Annotated in this window: 14 protein-coding genes and 1 pseudogene; 5 read left to right on the top strand and 10 right to left on the bottom strand. The window is 73.8% G+C overall.

Going from position 1 to position 14,594, the window contains the following annotated elements:
• From L6E12_RS30820 to yaaA, 3 genes are all read right to left on the bottom strand, one after another.
• Positions 1 to 1,449 (bottom strand): DEAD/DEAH box helicase (locus L6E12_RS30820; RefSeq protein WP_374201974.1); only part of this gene is annotated, 1,449 nt, incomplete at its 3' end.
• A 313-nt stretch (positions 1,450 to 1,762) separates the two neighbouring features.
• A complete protein-coding gene (locus L6E12_RS30815) occupies positions 1,763 to 2,728 on the bottom strand; it encodes a serine protein kinase RIO (protein ID WP_236231443.1) in 966 nt (321 codons plus the stop codon).
• A gap of 207 nt (positions 2,729 to 2,935) precedes the next feature.
• A complete protein-coding gene (gene yaaA, locus L6E12_RS30810; RefSeq protein ID WP_236231442.1) occupies positions 2,936 to 3,679 on the bottom strand; it encodes a peroxide stress protein YaaA in 744 nt (247 codons plus the stop codon).
• Between the two features lie 60 nt (positions 3,680 to 3,739).
• Between yaaA and L6E12_RS35585 the strand changes: the two genes are divergently transcribed.
• From L6E12_RS35585 to L6E12_RS30795, 3 genes are all read left to right on the top strand, one after another.
• Positions 3,740 to 4,672 (top strand): GNAT family N-acetyltransferase, encoded by a 933-nt coding sequence (locus tag L6E12_RS35585; protein WP_236231441.1) that lies wholly within the window; start codon positions 3,740 to 3,742, stop codon positions 4,670 to 4,672.
• A gap of 195 nt (positions 4,673 to 4,867) precedes the next feature.
• Positions 4,868 to 5,848 (top strand): S-methyl-5-thioribose-1-phosphate isomerase, encoded by a 981-nt coding sequence (gene mtnA / locus L6E12_RS30800; RefSeq protein WP_236231440.1) that lies wholly within the window; start codon positions 4,868 to 4,870, stop codon positions 5,846 to 5,848.
• Positions 5,849 to 5,917: 69 nt separating this feature from the next.
• Complete coding sequence (locus L6E12_RS30795) at positions 5,918 to 7,666, top strand: proline--tRNA ligase (RefSeq protein WP_236231439.1); 1,749 nt, start codon at positions 5,918 to 5,920, stop codon at positions 7,664 to 7,666.
• A 55-nt stretch (positions 7,667 to 7,721) separates the two neighbouring features.
• Here L6E12_RS30795 and L6E12_RS30790 read toward each other — a convergent pair whose 3' ends face one another.
• The 5 genes from L6E12_RS30790 to L6E12_RS30770 form a co-directional block, all read right to left on the bottom strand.
• Entirely contained in the window at positions 7,722 to 8,693 is a 972-nt protein-coding gene (locus L6E12_RS30790) for a hypothetical protein (RefSeq protein ID WP_236231438.1), read from the bottom strand.
• On the bottom strand, positions 8,690 to 9,439 hold the full coding sequence (locus tag L6E12_RS30785; RefSeq protein ID WP_236231437.1) for an HAD hydrolase-like protein: 750 nt from the start codon (positions 9,437 to 9,439) through the stop codon (positions 8,690 to 8,692). Before L6E12_RS30785 ends, L6E12_RS30790 begins: the two co-directional genes overlap by 4 nt.
• 21 nt (positions 9,440 to 9,460) lie before the next feature.
• The gene (locus L6E12_RS30780; RefSeq protein WP_236231436.1) at positions 9,461 to 10,222 is read right to left on the bottom strand and encodes a hypothetical protein; all 762 of its coding nucleotides are present in this window, start codon (positions 10,220 to 10,222) and stop codon (positions 9,461 to 9,463) included.
• A 30-nt stretch (positions 10,223 to 10,252) separates the two neighbouring features.
• Positions 10,253 to 10,963, bottom strand: coding sequence for a hypothetical protein (locus L6E12_RS30775; RefSeq protein ID WP_236231435.1), 711 nt, complete (start codon positions 10,961 to 10,963; stop codon positions 10,253 to 10,255).
• Between the two features lie 500 nt (positions 10,964 to 11,463).
• Positions 11,464 to 11,874 (bottom strand): secondary thiamine-phosphate synthase enzyme YjbQ, encoded by a 411-nt coding sequence (locus L6E12_RS30770; protein WP_236231434.1) that lies wholly within the window; start codon positions 11,872 to 11,874, stop codon positions 11,464 to 11,466.
• A 22-nt stretch (positions 11,875 to 11,896) separates the two neighbouring features.
• Here L6E12_RS30770 and L6E12_RS30765 point away from each other — a divergent pair, with 22 nt between their 5' ends.
• Both L6E12_RS30765 and L6E12_RS30760 read left to right on the top strand, forming a co-directional pair.
• On the top strand, positions 11,897 to 12,901 hold the full coding sequence (locus L6E12_RS30765; RefSeq protein ID WP_236231433.1) for an aminotransferase: 1,005 nt from the start codon (positions 11,897 to 11,899) through the stop codon (positions 12,899 to 12,901).
• A gap of 150 nt (positions 12,902 to 13,051) precedes the next feature.
• Complete coding sequence (locus tag L6E12_RS30760; protein WP_236231432.1) at positions 13,052 to 13,744, top strand: hypothetical protein; 693 nt, start codon at positions 13,052 to 13,054, stop codon at positions 13,742 to 13,744.
• Between the two features lie 27 nt (positions 13,745 to 13,771).
• Here L6E12_RS30760 and L6E12_RS30755 read toward each other — a convergent pair whose 3' ends face one another.
• Positions 13,772 to 14,293, bottom strand: a complete 522-nt coding sequence (locus tag L6E12_RS30755; protein ID WP_236231431.1) for a ferritin-like domain-containing protein — start codon at positions 14,291 to 14,293, stop codon at positions 13,772 to 13,774.
• Positions 14,293 to 14,594 (bottom strand): annotated as a pseudogene (locus tag L6E12_RS30750) (hypothetical protein); the annotation flags it as partial. The pseudogene L6E12_RS30750 and the gene L6E12_RS30755, both read right to left, overlap by 1 nt.

The raw sequence follows: 14,594 nt of genomic DNA, 5'->3' as shown, positions 1-14,594 counted from the left end.
CCGGCGCGGGGCGCCGCCCCGGCGGTCGTCGCGGCCGCCTTCGCGCTGGTGGAACTCGCGCGGGCCACCCTCGCGGGTGCCGCCCTCGCGGGGGCGGCGGGGGCGGAAGTCGCCGCTGCGGCGGGAGGGGTGGCCGCCGGAGCGGGGGGCGCGCGACGGGCGGGCGGGGGGCTCGATGTACGGCTCACCGCTGGGAACCCGGGCACCGGTGATGCGGATGAGTTCCGCGTCGCCGGGGCGGACTCGGGTGCTTTCGGGCTTGACGCCCGCCTTGTCGGTCATGCGGGTGACGCTGCGGCGCTGGTCGTGGGTGACGACCGTGACGACCGTGCCGGACTCGCCCGCCCGGGCGGTGCGGCCCGCTCGGTGCAGGTAGTCCTTGGAGTCGGCCGGGGGGTCGACGTGGACGACCAGGCTGACGCCGTCGACGTGGATGCCTCGGGCGGCGACGTCGGTGGCGACCAGGACGGGCATCTCACCGTCGCGGAACTGGGTGAGCACGCGGTTGCGGGCGCCCTGGGTCTTGCCGCCGTGCAGGGCACCGGCGCGGACGCCGACCGAGCGCAGCTTGTCGGCCAGGCGGTCGACGTGGTGCTTGGTGCGGACGAACATGATGGTGCGGCCGTCGCGGGCGGCGACCTCGGTGATGACGTCGGCCTTGTCCTGCTTGGACACCAGGAGCATGTGGTGCTCCATGGTGGACACGCTGGCGGTGGACACGTCGACCGAGTGCGTGACCGGGTTGGTCAGGTAGCGGCGGACCAACTGGTCCACGTCGCCGTCCAGGGTGGCCGAGAACAGCAGCACCTGGCCGTCGGGGTCGGTGAGGTCGAGGATCTCGCGGACCTGGGGCAGGAAGCCCATGTCCGCCATCTGGTCGGCCTCGTCGATCGCGCTGAACTGCACGTCGTGCAGGACGCAGGTGCCCTGGCGGACGTGGTCCGACAGGCGGCCCGGGGTGGCGATCAGCAGGTCGACACCGCGCTTGAGCGCCTCGGCCTGGCGGGGGAAGGACATGCCGCCGACGGCGGTGCGGCACCACAGGCCCAGCGACCGCGCCAGCGGGGTCAGCGCGTCGCTGACCTGCAGGGCGAGTTCGCGGGTGGGCACCAGGATCAGTGCGCGCGGCCGCAGCGAGCGGGCCTGGCCGCCGTTGAGGCGGGCGAGCAGCGCGAGGCCGAAGGCCAGGGTCTTGCCCGAGCCGGTCTGCGCGCGGCCCAGCACGTCCCGGCCCGCGAGGGCGTCGGGGAGCGTGGCGGACTGGATGGGGAAGGGCTTGTCGATGCCCGCGGCGGCCAGTGCGCGCAGCAGGGGCTCGGGCAGGCCGAGCTCGGCGAAGGTCACGCCGTCGTTGGTCTCGCTGTCGAAACGCCCCTTGCCGCTGGCGCGGTGGCGCGGCTTGTGGTCTTCGGTGGTGATGTCTTGCGTAAGCAGGGCAGAGTTCTGCACGGGGTCCTCTCCGGACGTGGCACGTCTCGGGAGGCTCCGCCCTCGCATAGGAGGTCGGCAGGCTTTCACGCGGACGGGCCCGGCACGATGTGTTCGTACCGTTGGGTGGGCTTCCACCGCTGCCTGTCGGACCAGCACAACTGCCTGGTGTCTGACTGGGAACGGCGCATGGGCCGTTCGCGGTGATGACACAAGCGTACCCGACATGTGCCGGGCCCCGCGCACCCCGGGCACCCCGACATCGTGACTGTCCCCACTGATCTGCGGGAATAGGGCGGGTGGGCCCCGGAAAAGGGGCCCACCCGCCCCCGCCTCAGATGCCCGCCGCGGTGAGCAGTCGGGCGGTGAGGGCGCCCGGGTCGCCGATGTCCTCCGGAAGCCCGCGCGAGCGGAACCAGGACGCGATGTTCGCCACATCCCGGGCCAGGAAGTCCGGTCCGCCCGGGTTCGCGATGACGTCGACCACCTGCGGCAGGTCGATCAGCACCAGCTCGCCGCCGCGGACCAGGGTGTTGTAGGCGGACAGGTCGCCGTGCGCCAGCCCCAGGGAGGCGAACAGCTCCAGCGCGTGCACCATCTGCTCCCACAGGTCGCGCAGGTCGTCGGCGGCGGGTCGTAGCTGTGCCAGCCGGGGCGCCGCCGAGTCCGGGTCGTCGCCGCGCAGGTACTCCAGCAGCAGCTCCGTGCCGTCGCGCTGCACCGGGTAGGGCACCGGGGCACCCGCCGTCCACAACCGCGACAGCGCGGCGAACTCCGCCACCGCCCACTGCTCGGCGATGAGGTTGCGGCCGAAGGAGCTGCGGTTGCCCATCGCCCGCATCTCGCGGGACCGGCGCACCCGCCTGCCCTCCAGGTAACCGGCGTCCCGGTGGAACAGCCGGTGCTCGCCGCTGCGGTAGCGCTTGGCCGCCAGCACGCAGCTCGCGCCGCCGGGGACCGCGCGCTCCAGCAGGAACACGTCGGCTTCCTTGCCGGTCTTGAGCACGCCGAGTTCGGTGTCGGCCGCGGCGAGGTCGGTGACCAGCCACTCCGGCCGGGGTGCGGGGCCCTGGTCGGCGTCACCCCAGGTGGACCACCGGTCGGTGCCAGGGGGCAGCTCCTGGGACTTGGTGTAGGCGTCGTCGCGGACGCGGGCGAGCCGGGCCCGCTCGGCCTCGGTGAGCCGCCCGGACCGGGTCGGCTGCGGGTCGTCGTCGAACCCGCCGCGCCTGCGCATCCTGGTGGAGCGCGGGGCGTCGTCGGTCAGGTCGGAGAAATCGTTGGAACCGTGCTTGCGCACTGGTGGGTCTCCTAGGGAAAGGAAGGGGTCCCCACCGGGCGCCTCAGCTCGGTGGGGCGGGTGGACGGGTCAGCGCCACCACAGGGACCGTCATCTCCACGGGGCACCTCCTCGGTTCCACCGGCGTCTCTCCACCGGCAACGTGCGCACAGGATCGCGCGGCCCGCCGGGGCCGCGCAACCGATTAAATCCGGCTGCCGGATCGGCTCAGCCGTCGACGACCAGTTCCAGTTCGCGCTTGCCGACCGGTTCCAACCGCAGCCCGGCGGCCCGCGCGGCGGAGACGACCGTGCGGACGGTGCCCGGCTCGCGCGGCGCCAGCGCCAGGGCGGCGGCCAGCCTGCCCTTGGCGGCCTTGTTGAAGTGGCTCACGCTCTTGCGCCTGCCGCCCTCGCCCTCGGTGACCACCCGCACCGTCACCGCGTGCGGGACGTCGGCCAGCGCCGCATACGCCCCGGAGCGCAGGTCCACCACCAACTCGTCCACAGTGGACAGGGTTTTCTCCAGGTCGGCCCGCCACACCGCGCGCAGGCCGCCGATCCCGGGCAGCACGGACGCCCCGGAGAGCCGGTAGGCCGGGATGGGGTCCTCGGCCCGCACCACCCCGAACAGCGCCGACGCCACGGCCAGCCGCCTGCCCGCCCGCGCCCGCTGCGCCCTGGTGAACTTCTCCGCGCCGAGCGCGTCGTAGAGCACCCCGGTGTAGCGCTCCAGCGCGGGCCGGGTCGGCGAGGTGAACAGCTCGGCGTTGCGCTCGACCTCCTCCACCTGCCGCTCGGACAGGTCGAGCGCCCGGAGGCTGGCGGGCACGTCGTCGGCGAGGGCGCGCAGCGCCTCGGTGAGCCGCAGCCGGACCGGGGTCAGCTCGGCGAAGGACAGGGCGCCGAGGTCCAGCGGGTCGCCGTCCCCGCCGTCGCTCTTGGTCTCCGAGGGCGGAAGCAGTACGAGCACCGGGCGAGCGTAGAGAAAAGCGGTCGAGGCGCCGTGCCGGGGTGGCTACCGTCCGGGCCCGTGGACGTGATCTGGAGACCGCTGACACCCGCCGACGGGCCCGCCTGGGTGGCCTGCGCGGTGGCCGTCGAGGCCGAGGACCGCACCGGTGAGCACCTGGGCGCGGACGACTTCGCCTGGTGGCTGGACGACCCCGGCACGGACCTGGCCCGCGACAGCCTGGGCGCCTTCGCGGGTGACGACCTGCTCGCCTACGCCTTCGCCCCCGGCCTGCCCGGCGGCGACCGGGTGGAGCTGCGGATCGAGGGGGCGGTGCACCCGGCGCACCGCCGCCGCGGCCTCGGCCGGGAACTGCTGACCAGGGTGATCGCCGCGGGCGAGGCCCGGTACCCGGTGCTGGAGGCGCACGTGCGCGCCTACGACGGCAACCCGGGTCAGGAGGCGCTGCTGGCCGAGTTCGGGTTCACCACGCGCCGCTGGTTCTTCGACATGACCGCCGACCTCACCGGCGCGGCGCCCGCGACCGTCCCCGCCGGGTTCGCGGTGGAGCGCTTCACCGAGGCGCACGCGGAGGAGTTGCGGCTCCTGCGCAACCGCAGCTTCGCCGACCACTGGGGTTCCCCGCAGCACGACCCGGAGCAGTGGCGGGCGCGCTTCCTGGCGCCGAACCTGTTCGTGCCCGGGTTGACGTTCCAGGTGCGCGACGCGGCGAGCGGCGCCCTTGCCGCGTTCGTGCTCAGCCACCACCACGCCGCTGACAGCGAGGCGCGGGGTCACCGCGAGCTGTGGGTGGCCGCGGTGGGCACCGATCCGGGGTTCCGCGGTCGTGGGCTGGGTGGTGCGCTGCTCGCGCACACCCTGCACGCGGGTGCCGCGGCGGGGTACGCCTCAGCGGGGCTGAGCGTCGACGCCGACAACCCCACGGGGGCGCTGGGCATCTACCGGCGGGCCGGTTTCACCCCGTCCGCCCGGTGGACCGTCCGCATCCGCTGAGCCCCGGGCACCCGGTGGGGCCGCCGCCCCCGTGTTCGGGGGGCGGCGACCCGGTGGGGAGCCGCGTCCGGGGAAGCGAGTCGCGGCTCCGGTCCACTGGTCAGCCCTCGGCGGTGCTGTCGATCGTCACGCCGGGTTCTGACCCGTGTCCCCGACCGTACGCACGACCACCGACAATTCCGCCACGATGACCCCATGCGCACCATCGACTGGCGCGGGGACCGCGTCGTGATCATCGACCAGACCCGGCTGCCGCACGCCCTGGTCGTCGCCGAGCTGCGGACCGTGGACGAGCTCGTGACCGCCATCGCCTCCCTCGCCGTGCGCGGTGCCCCGGCGCTCGGGGTGGCCGGGGCGCTGGGTGTGGCGCTGGCCGCGCTGACCGCTCCCGACCGGGTCGAGGAGGAGGCGGCGAAGGTCCGCGCGGCCCGGCCGACAGCGGTGAACCTGGCCTGGGGTGTCGACCGGGCCCTCGCGCGCCTGCCGGAGGGGACCGCCGCCGTGGTCGCCGAGGCGGTGGCCGTCCTGGAGGACGACGCGCGGCTGAACCGGGCGCTGGGCGAGCGGGGCGCGGACTGGCTGCTCGACCGGGTCGGCGGGCCGGTCGACGCGCTCACCCACTGCAACGCGGGTGCGCTGGCCTGCGTGGAGTGGGGCACCGCGCTGGGCGTGCTGCGCTCGCTGCACCTGCGCGGCGGCCTCGGCCACGTCTACGCCGACGAGACCCGACCGCTGCTGCAGGGTGCCCGGATCACCGCCTGGGAGCTGGCGGGCCTGGGCGTGCCGCACACCGTCGTGGTCGACTCCGCCGGGCCGTCGGTGATCGCCAACGGGCTGGTGGGCGCCGTGGTGGTGGGCGCGGACCGGATCGCGGCCAACGGCGACGTGGTCAACAAGGTCGGCACGTACCCGCTGGCGCTGGCCGCGGCCAGGGCGGGCATCCCGTTCGTCGTGGCCGCGCCCGAGTCGACCGTGGACCTCGGCACCCCCGACGGCCGGTCGGTGGACATCGAGGTGCGCGACGAGGACGAGGTGCTCTGCTGGCGCGGTGAGCGGATCGCCCCCGCGGCGACCCGGGCGCTGAACTACGCCTTCGACGTGACCCCGGCCGACCTGGTCGCCGCGATCGTCACCGAGGCACGGGTCGTCGAGCCCGCCTCGGGGTCGCTGCTGTAACCCGAATGCGCAGGCGAGAGCCTGGTCACTACCCTCTAGAGCACTGTTCCGGCCGTAGGGAGCCCCACCGTGATCACCAGGATGTCGTCGTTGTTCCTGCGCACCCTGCGCGAGGACCCGGCGGACGCCGAGGTGCCCAGCCACAAGCTGCTGGTGCGCGCCGGGTACGTCCGCCGCGTGGCTCCGGGCGGTTACACCTGGCTGCCGCTGGGGCTGCGCGTGTTCCGCAACGTCGAGCGCGTCGTCCGCGAGGAGATGGACGCGATGGGCGCGCAGGAGATCTCCTTCCCCGCGCTGCTGCCCAAGGAGCCCTACGAGGCGACGAACCGGTGGACCGAGTACGGGCCCAACCTGTTCCGGCTCAAGGACCGCAAGGGCGCCGACTACCTGCTCGGCCCCACCCACGAGGAGCTGTTCACGCTCACCGTGAAGGGCGAGTACGCCTCGTACAAGGACTACCCGGTCACGCTGTACCAGATCCAGACCAAGTACCGCGACGAGGCGCGGCCCCGGGCGGGCATCCTGCGCGGGCGCGAGTTCGTCATGAAGGACTCCTACTCCTTCGACCTCACCGACGAGGGCCTGTCGGCCTCCTACCAGGCCCACCGCGACACCTACATCCGGATCTTCGACCGGCTCGGCCTGGAGTACGTGATCTGCTCGGCCACCTCGGGGGCGATGGGCGGCTCGGCGTCGGAGGAGTTCCTCGCGGTGGCGCCCACCGGCGAGGACACCTTCGTCCGCAGCACCGAGTCGGACTACGCCGCCAACGTCGAGGCCGTCGTCACCCCCGCGCCGGAGCCCCGGCCGCTGGAGGGCCTGCCCGAGGCGCAGGTGCACCACACGCCCGGCACCCCCACCATCGAGTCGCTGGTCACCTTCCTCAACGGCGCCGACCTGGGCCGGGAGTTCACCGCGGCCGACACGCTCAAGAACGTCCTGCTCAAGACCCGCAAGCCGGGGGCGGAGGGCTGGGAGCTGCTCGCCGTCGGCCTGCCCGGCGACCGCGAGGTGGACACCAAGCGGCTGGAGGCGGCGCTGGAGCCCGCCGAGGTCGCCATGCTCGACGACGCCGACTTCGCCCGCAACACCTTCCTGGTCAAGGGCTACATCGGCCCGAAGGCGCTGCTGGACAACGGCGTGCGCTACCTGGTCGACCCGCGCGTGGTCACCGGCACCGCCTGGGTGACCGGCGCGGACAAGGCCGAGCACCACGTGGTCGACCTGGTCGCGGGCCGCGACTTCACCCCGCACGGCACCATCGAGGCCGCCGAGGTGCGCGAGGGCGACCCGTCGCCGGACGGCAAGGGCACCCTGGTCGCCGCGCGCGGCATCGAGATCGGCCACATCTTCCAGCTCGGCCGCAAGTACGCCGACGCCTTCGGCCTCGACGCCCTCGGCGCCGACTCCAAGCCCATCCGGATCACCATGGGCTCCTACGGCATCGGCGTCTCCCGGCTGGTCGCCGTGCTGGCCGAGCAGCAGCACGACGAGCAGGGCCTGTACTGGCCGCGCGAGGTCTCCCCGTACGACCTGCACCTGGTCGTGGCTGGCAAGGACGACGCGCTCAAGGCCGGTGGCGAGGACCTCGCGGCCGAGCTCGACGCCGCCGGGCTGTCGGTGCTGCTCGACGACCGCACCACCTCGCCCGGGGTGAAGTTCAAGGACGCCGAGCTGATCGGCGTCCCGACGATCGTCGTCGTCGGCCGCGGCCTGGCCAACGGCGTCGTCGAGGTCAAGGACCGCAGGTCCGGCGAGCGCGTGGAGGTCGCGGTGACCGACGTCGTCGAGCACCTCACCTCGCTGGTGCGCGGCTGACCCGCAACGCACGAGGGGCCGGGGTCCACAGTGGACCCCGGCCCCTCGCGTTCTCTCAGCCCTCGTAGGGGCGGATGCTCTCGACCATCTTCGCCGCGGTCTCGGCGGGCAGCGCGTCGGGCACGCCCTGGTCCTGGTACATCATGAACAGCGCGGTGTTCTCACCGTTCTTGAACGCCACGGCCGTGAACACCACGGTGGGGGAGGGGCACTTGCCGGGCTGGGTCACGGTGAGGGTCGCGGTCGCGGTGAACGCGTCGATCTTGCCCGCGTTGACCTTCGTGGGCGTGGCCTCGGTGACCGCCACCTGCGCCTTGGACCCGTCCGGGTTGAGCGCCGCGGAGTCGGCGAACAGCTTCACACCGTTGCTCGCCGCCCTGGCGGGCTCGGTGGTCCCGGCCGTGACGAACCCGGCGCGGCCGCGGTAGGAGCCCTTCACCGACGTGCACGCCTCCGGCTTGTACGTGGTCACGCCGTGCATGACCGCGGTCGGCTTGCCGTCGTTGTCCTCGAAGCCGACGATCGTGCTCGGCGTCTCGACCTCCCAGTCCTTCGGGACGTCGTAGGCCACCTTCTCCTTGAACGACAGCACCCCCTGCCAGCCCGAGACCACCGAGTCGACCAGGATGTCCTCCACCTTCGTCGGGGTGGACGAAGTGGACGGTCGCTTCGCGGTCGTCTTCGGCGCCGAGGACGTGGTCTTCTGCCCCGAGGACGGCGGCGGGGGCGCGCTCGACGACGGGCCGGGGTCGGCGATCGGCTGATCGTCGTCGCGGTTGACCAGGAACAGGGTCGTCACCCCGCCGATGGCGACCACCAGCACCACCACCGCCACGATGATCCACGGCGTCCGGTTCCCCTTGGGCGGCTCGGGCGGCTGGTACATGCCGAAACCCTGATACCCACCGGGTTGCTGCGGTTGCTGTGGGTGACCCTGCTGCTGGTACGGCGAGGGTTGGCCGGTCATCGGGTCCACTTGGTACTGCGGGTGCGGCTCCTGCCAGTACGGACCCCCTGGGGTGCTCATGCCCCAGACGGTAGTTGACCGCCCCGCGCATCGGCGGGTGAACCTGCCCATCCGAGCAGCGCGGCGACCACGGCCCCGGTGTCGGACAGGTCCGCCAGCACCACGTCGGCTCCCGCCGCGGCCAGCTCCGCGGCGCTGTCGCGCCCGGTCGCCACCCCCACCGCGACCACCCCGTGGTGCCGGGCGCCCACCACGTCGTGGGTGGTGTCACCGACGACCACCACCCGGTCCGCGGCGAACCGGGTGCCGTACTTCGCCTCCGCGGCCGCCCGCGCGGCGGCCACCAGCACGTGCCGGTCGGCCGAGAGCGCGCCGTACCCGCCGACGTCGAGGTCCAGGTGGTGGTGCGGCAGCAGCGGGGCCAGCTTGCAGGCGGCCAGCTCGGGCAGGTTCCCGGTGACCAGCGTCTGCACCACCTCCGGGCGCCCGGCCAACTCGGCGAGGACCTCGGCGGCCCCGGGCAGTGCCCGACCCCGCTCGGCCATGGTGGCCCGCCCCGCCTCGGCGACGGAGACCAGCTCGGCGTGCACCCGCCGCACGTCCTCCTCGGTCCAGGCGACGCCGTGCGCCTCCAGCAGCTCCACGGTGATGCCGCGCTCGGTGCGGCCTGCGAACGCGGGCACGTGCACCAGGTCGATGCCCAGCGCGGTCACCAGCGCCTCGGCGTACCAGGCGCGGCCGAGCCCGCGGTAGTCCACGAGCGTCTGGTCCACGTCCCACAGGACGAGGGTGGTCGGCGGTGTCACCCGGTCATCGTGACACGGGGATCAGGGGATCGGGCGCGCGCTGTCGGCGACGGCCAGCAGGACGGCCCGCTCGACCGGCGGCGGGTCGGCGGGCCCACCCGCGGTGTCCCCGTTGACCACGACGAACCGCAGCCCGTCGGCGACCCGCAGCACGGTGACCACCACCAGGCCCCTGGTGCCCAGGCACGCGCTGCCGGAGGTGGTGACGGTCGCCTCGACCTGCACGCCGTCGACCGCCGTGCCATCGTCCCCGGTGCGCTCGACGGCCTTGGGGGTACCGACGGACACCTCCAGGCCGCTGGCACCGGTGTACCCGTCGGTGCCCACCGCGTGCGCGATGTCGTTGGCCACCTGGTTGATCTCCCCGGCTGGCGCGGTGCCGCTCCCGGCGAAGCCCCGGCTGTAGTCACGGCCCTCGCAGGAGTAGTCGCCCGACCCGGCAAGGGCGGAGATGCTCAGACCGGACATCGACGCCAGTGCGATCGGATCACCGCCCGACGCCACCCACCCGTCGGGCACCGAGTAGGCGACGTGCGCGTCCTCGTTGGCCACCACCTCGCCCGGCGGTGCCCCGGTGGTCCGCTGCGTGGTCGTGGTGGGACCGGTCGTCGGCCCCGACCCGCTGCTGCCAGCGCCCCGGTTCAGCAGCACCACCGCCACCACCGCGCCCACGATGACAACCAGGGCGGCCACCGCGACAGCCGCGATCCGCCCGGTCCGCCGCGGCGGCGGTGGCTCGTCGAACAGCCCGAGGCCCTGGTACTGCCCACCCGGATAGGTCACGGCCCGACGGTATCGCCCCACCGCCCGCGCTCACCCGCGCGGTCGAACGCTGTCCGTGATCGCCCGCACGTCCCCGGCCCCCACAGTGTCCGGCCCCAACGCCTCACCCGGCACCGTGTCCGCCCCCAACACCACCACGGAAGTACCCGCCCCGGTCGCCAACGCCACCACGACCACCGTCCCCCGCACCCCGGCGCACGCGTCGGCGCTGTCGGTGGTGGTCTCCGCGTCCGCGCGCACCACACTTCCCCGCGCCCCGTCCCGCACCACCGGCGTCGGTCGTGACAGGGTCACCCGCGCAGTCTGGTTGGCGTCGCTGTACTGGTCGGCGGCGATCGCGGCGGCCAACTCGGCGGCGGCGTCAGCGGGCGGCCCCTCGGCCACCCCACTGCCGCTGAACGCCCGCCCGTACTCCGCCCCCTGACAGGTGTAGGTCCCGAAGTCGGCCAGGTGCCCCAACCGCACCCCGTTGGACGACTCCAGTGACTCGGTGTCCTCGGCCAGCGCCCACTCCGGGGGCAACTCGTAGGTGAGCTGCGCCTGCCCGTCCACCACCACCTGCCACCCCGGGTTCCGCGCCTCCTCCGAGGCGGCCTCCCGCGTCCGCGTCGAGGACACGGAGGTCGCACTCGGCAGGTCCGCCGAATCGTCACCGGCAGGCCCGAACACCCCCACGGCCACGAACGCGGAGGCGACCAGCACCAGTGCCGTCGCCCCCACCGCCAGCCGCCTGCTCACCACCGGCACGACGTTAACGCAGCCCGCCCCACCCGTTGGAACAACCTGGGCTCACCGGCGCAGCCACCAGCCACACAGAACCCCAACGGCCCAACGGCCGACCCCCCACGAGCCACCAGCCCGGCAGCAGGCCACCGAAACCCCACCGAGGCGCAGCCGCCGACCACCCCACCAACCGCCAGCCGGGCGGCCAGCCACCCCGAACCCCACCAGGCGCAGCGAAAATCAGCACCCCCGCAACCGCCTGCCCGGCTACGCCAATGCCCGGGTGGGTGGATCTGCTTGGGTGGGGGTAGCGATCATGTGCAAGCCTGTCTGGGCTGTGGGGCATCTCTTCAGCCCCACTCGGTCACACTGGGCGCATGATCGCTGTAGGGGCCCCGCCCAAGCGGATCCACCCACCCGGGCACGCCCCGAAAACTCCCGGGCTTTAAAGCAACGGCACGGCCGAGCAGATCCCCAAAACCCGGCTGCAAAGCGAACAAACTCAAGCAGGAACAGGCTCAACCGGCGAGGAAGCTCAACCGCACCCGCCGCACCGGGTTGTCGACGTTGGTGTCCACCAGGCAGATCGACTGCCACGTCCCCAACGCCATCACCCCGCCCAGCACCGGCACCGTCGCGTAGGGCGGCACCAACCCGGGCAGCACGTGGTCGCGCCCGTGCCCCGGAGTCCCGTGCCGGTGCCGCCACCGGCTGTCGGCAGGCAGCAGTTCCCGCAGGGCGGCCAGCAGGTCCTCGTCGCTGCCCGCGCCGGTTTCGATGATCGCCAGTCCGGCCGTGGCGTGCGGCACCCACACGTGCAGCAGGCCGTCCCCGGCGTCGGCGTCGGACAGGAACCGGGCGCAGCGGTCGGTGAGGTCGTGCACCACCTCCGCGCCGCCGGTGCGGATTTTGATCTCCTCGCTGTGCACGCCCCCACCGTAGGCTGTGGGTGTGCGCGCCGCCTTCGGAGAACACTTCGACGTCCCGTTCGGGTACCTCAACACCGCCAGCATCGGCATCCCGTCCGCGCGGGCCGCCGACGCCGTGGACAACGCCGTGCGCCGCTGGCGCTCGGGGGCGGCGAACCCGCCCGAGTTCGACGAGTCGGTGGCCGTGGCCCGCGCCGCCTGGGCCCGGCTGGTCGGGGTCGACGCCGGGTCGGTGGCGATCGGGTCCAACGTCTCGCAACTGGTGTCGCTGGTCGCCTCGGGTGTCCCGGGTGGCACGCGTGTGCTGACCCTGCGCGGGGAGTTCACCAGCCTGACCTTCCCGTTCGCCTCCCGCGGCTTGGAGGTGGTCGAGGTCGGGCCGGAGGAGCTGGTGGCCAGGGCGCCGGAGTTCGACCTGGTGGCGGTCAGCGTCGTGCAGTCGGCGGACGGCGCCGTCGCGGACCTGGAGGGGCTGCGGGCCGCGGGCACCAGGGTGCTACTCGACGCCACGCAGGCCGTGGGGTGGCTGCCGCTGAGCCTGTCGTGGGCGGACTGGGTGGTCGGCACCTGCTACAAGTGGCTGCTCGCCCCGCGCGGGGCGGCGTGGTTGGCGGTCGGGGCGGGCGCCGCGGAGCTGACCCACCCGCTGGCGGCCAACTGGTACGCGGGGGAGGACCCGTGGCAGACCGTCTACGACCTGCCGCTGCGGCTCGCCGGGAACGCGCGCGCCTTCGACCTGTCCCCGGTCTGGTGGGCCCACGTCGGCGCCGCCGAGTCGATGACCTGGCTGGCCGGGCTGGACCTCGCCCGCGTCCGCGACCACTGCGTGGGCCTGGCCGACTCCCTGCTGGCCGGTCTCGACCTGCCCCCGCGCGGCTCGGCGATCATCTCCCTGGACCTGCCCGGCATCGCCGACCGCCTGGCCGCCGCGGGCATCCGCTGCGCCCAGCGCGCGGGCCGTTCCCGGCTGTCGTTCCACCTCTACAACACCGCCGAGGACGTCGACGCCGTTCTGGGCGCACTCTGAGCTGGGGTTTTCGTCCTGTTCGTCGGCCGGTCTCACACGGTCGGGGGATACCGATTACCGTGGGCAGTCGTGTCGGACCCCCAACAGCCAGGTCGCGGCCCGTGGCCAGGGCAGCACCCCCGCCAAGGCGAAACGGACTGGATCCCGCGGGTGCCCGCGGCCGAGCAGCCCGGTGACCCGTTCCGGTTCCAGCCCGAGCCCGCCCCGCCGCCCGGCAACCCGGCCCTGAACTGGGGCCTGCGCATCGCCGCCCTGGTCGCCATCGCCGTGATCTCCGGCCTGGTCTGGTCCTACGTCAGCGGCGACGACGACTCCTCCGACACCGCGACCCCGACGACGCAGCAGACCCGCCCGAAGACGGAGGGCGTGTACCAGTTCGAACCGTACAAGGACGTCCCCACGCCGCGCACCGACACCAACTGCGCCGAGCACGCCTACAGCAAGACCAAGACCTTCCTGGCCCAACCCGGCATCTGCACCAAGGTCGTCCAGGCCGTGTTCACCACGAGGGTCCAGGACCGCACGGTCCTGGTGGGCGTCGGCGTGCTGCACATGAGCGGCGCGGACAAGGCGGCCGAACTGCGCACCCTCACCGACCAGGACGGCACCGGCAACGTCAGCGACCTCGTGCGCGAGGGCGTGGTCAGCGCCCCGCCGCTGAAGTCCCTGAGCAACGGCCTCGGCTACGCCGCCCAGCAGAACCAGGCCGTGGTCGTCATCGTCGAGGCCGACTTCGCCCCCGTCAACGGCAGGTCCACCACCACCAAGGCCGACGAACCCACCCTCGACAGCATCTGCAACGACGCCCTGCGCCTCGTCGAGGAGATCGACACCGGAGCCTGACCCCCGGTCAGCGCACCCCGGGCGACCTCACGGCCTGCCGGGGAACGATGGCGTAGCGGGGGACACCCCGGCCACGATGCGCCACTTCGTCGCCCGCACCGCCTCCTCCGTCAGCGCCTGCGCCGCCGCCGCCCGCACGTCGGCGTCGTCGGTCCGGTCCAGGACGGCCCGCCAGGCCACCGTCGCGTCCTGCTCGGCGGTGATCAGCAGGGCCAGCGCGGACGCCTGGTCGGTCACCGGTTGTGGTGGCAGGTAGGCGGGTTCCGCCGCCCGGGGGGTCGCCCCGGAGGCGCCCAGCAGGCGCTCGGTCGCGTCCCGCCGGGCCCGGTGGGCCAGCGCGCCCGCGTCGATGCCCGCGTCGAACGAGGCCGGGAGGAAGGCGCTGACCAGCCCGTAGACCCACACCGCCGCGTGTTCGGCGCCCAGGGCCGCCTGCACCGCGTCGAGGGTGTCGGCGGCCATCGGCGGCCGGGTGGCCGGGATGCTCGTCGGTTGGGCCGCCCCGGACGGGACGGCGGTGGGGGCGTCGGCCCCGGGGTCTTCCTGCATCAGGCCAGCACCTCTCGCAGACTCGCGCAGGCCGCCCCGACCGAGGCGACCATCCCGGCGCGGTGGCGCGGCACCGCCGCCACGACCCCGCCCGCTTCCTTCTCCGCCGCCGTGAGCCCGTCCACCAGCGCCGCCTTCGCCGCCGCCGGGTCCGCGGGTGCGGCGGGCGGGGCAGTGGCGGGGGCGGACGAGGGCGCCGTGGACGGCGGTGGCCGCTCCCGGTCCACCTCGGCCCGCAACGCCGCCGCGTGCTCGCCGCGCACCCGGGCGACCTCCCCGGCGGGGGCGGCCAGCGCGGGCA

It is taken from the genome of Actinokineospora sp. PR83, assembly GCF_021056305.1.
Classification (GTDB): Bacteria; Actinomycetota; Actinomycetes; order Mycobacteriales; family Pseudonocardiaceae; genus Actinokineospora; species Actinokineospora spheciospongiae.
Note: the sequence above shows the minus strand (reverse complement) of the source record. Positions and strands in the feature narration are given on the sequence as shown.

Bases quoted from the DNA above. Each gene is read 5' to 3' on its own strand.
- mtnA (WP_236231440.1), top strand. From the start codon at position 4,868: ATGCGCACCATCGACTGGCGCGGGGACCGCGTCGTGATCATCGACCAG.
- L6E12_RS30790 (WP_236231438.1), bottom strand. From the start codon at position 8,693: ATGAGCACCCCAGGGGGTCCGTACTGGCAGGAGCCGCACCCGCAGTAC.
- L6E12_RS30755 (WP_236231431.1), bottom strand. From the start codon at position 14,293: ATGCAGGAAGACCCCGGGGCCGACGCCCCCACCGCCGTCCCGTCCGGG.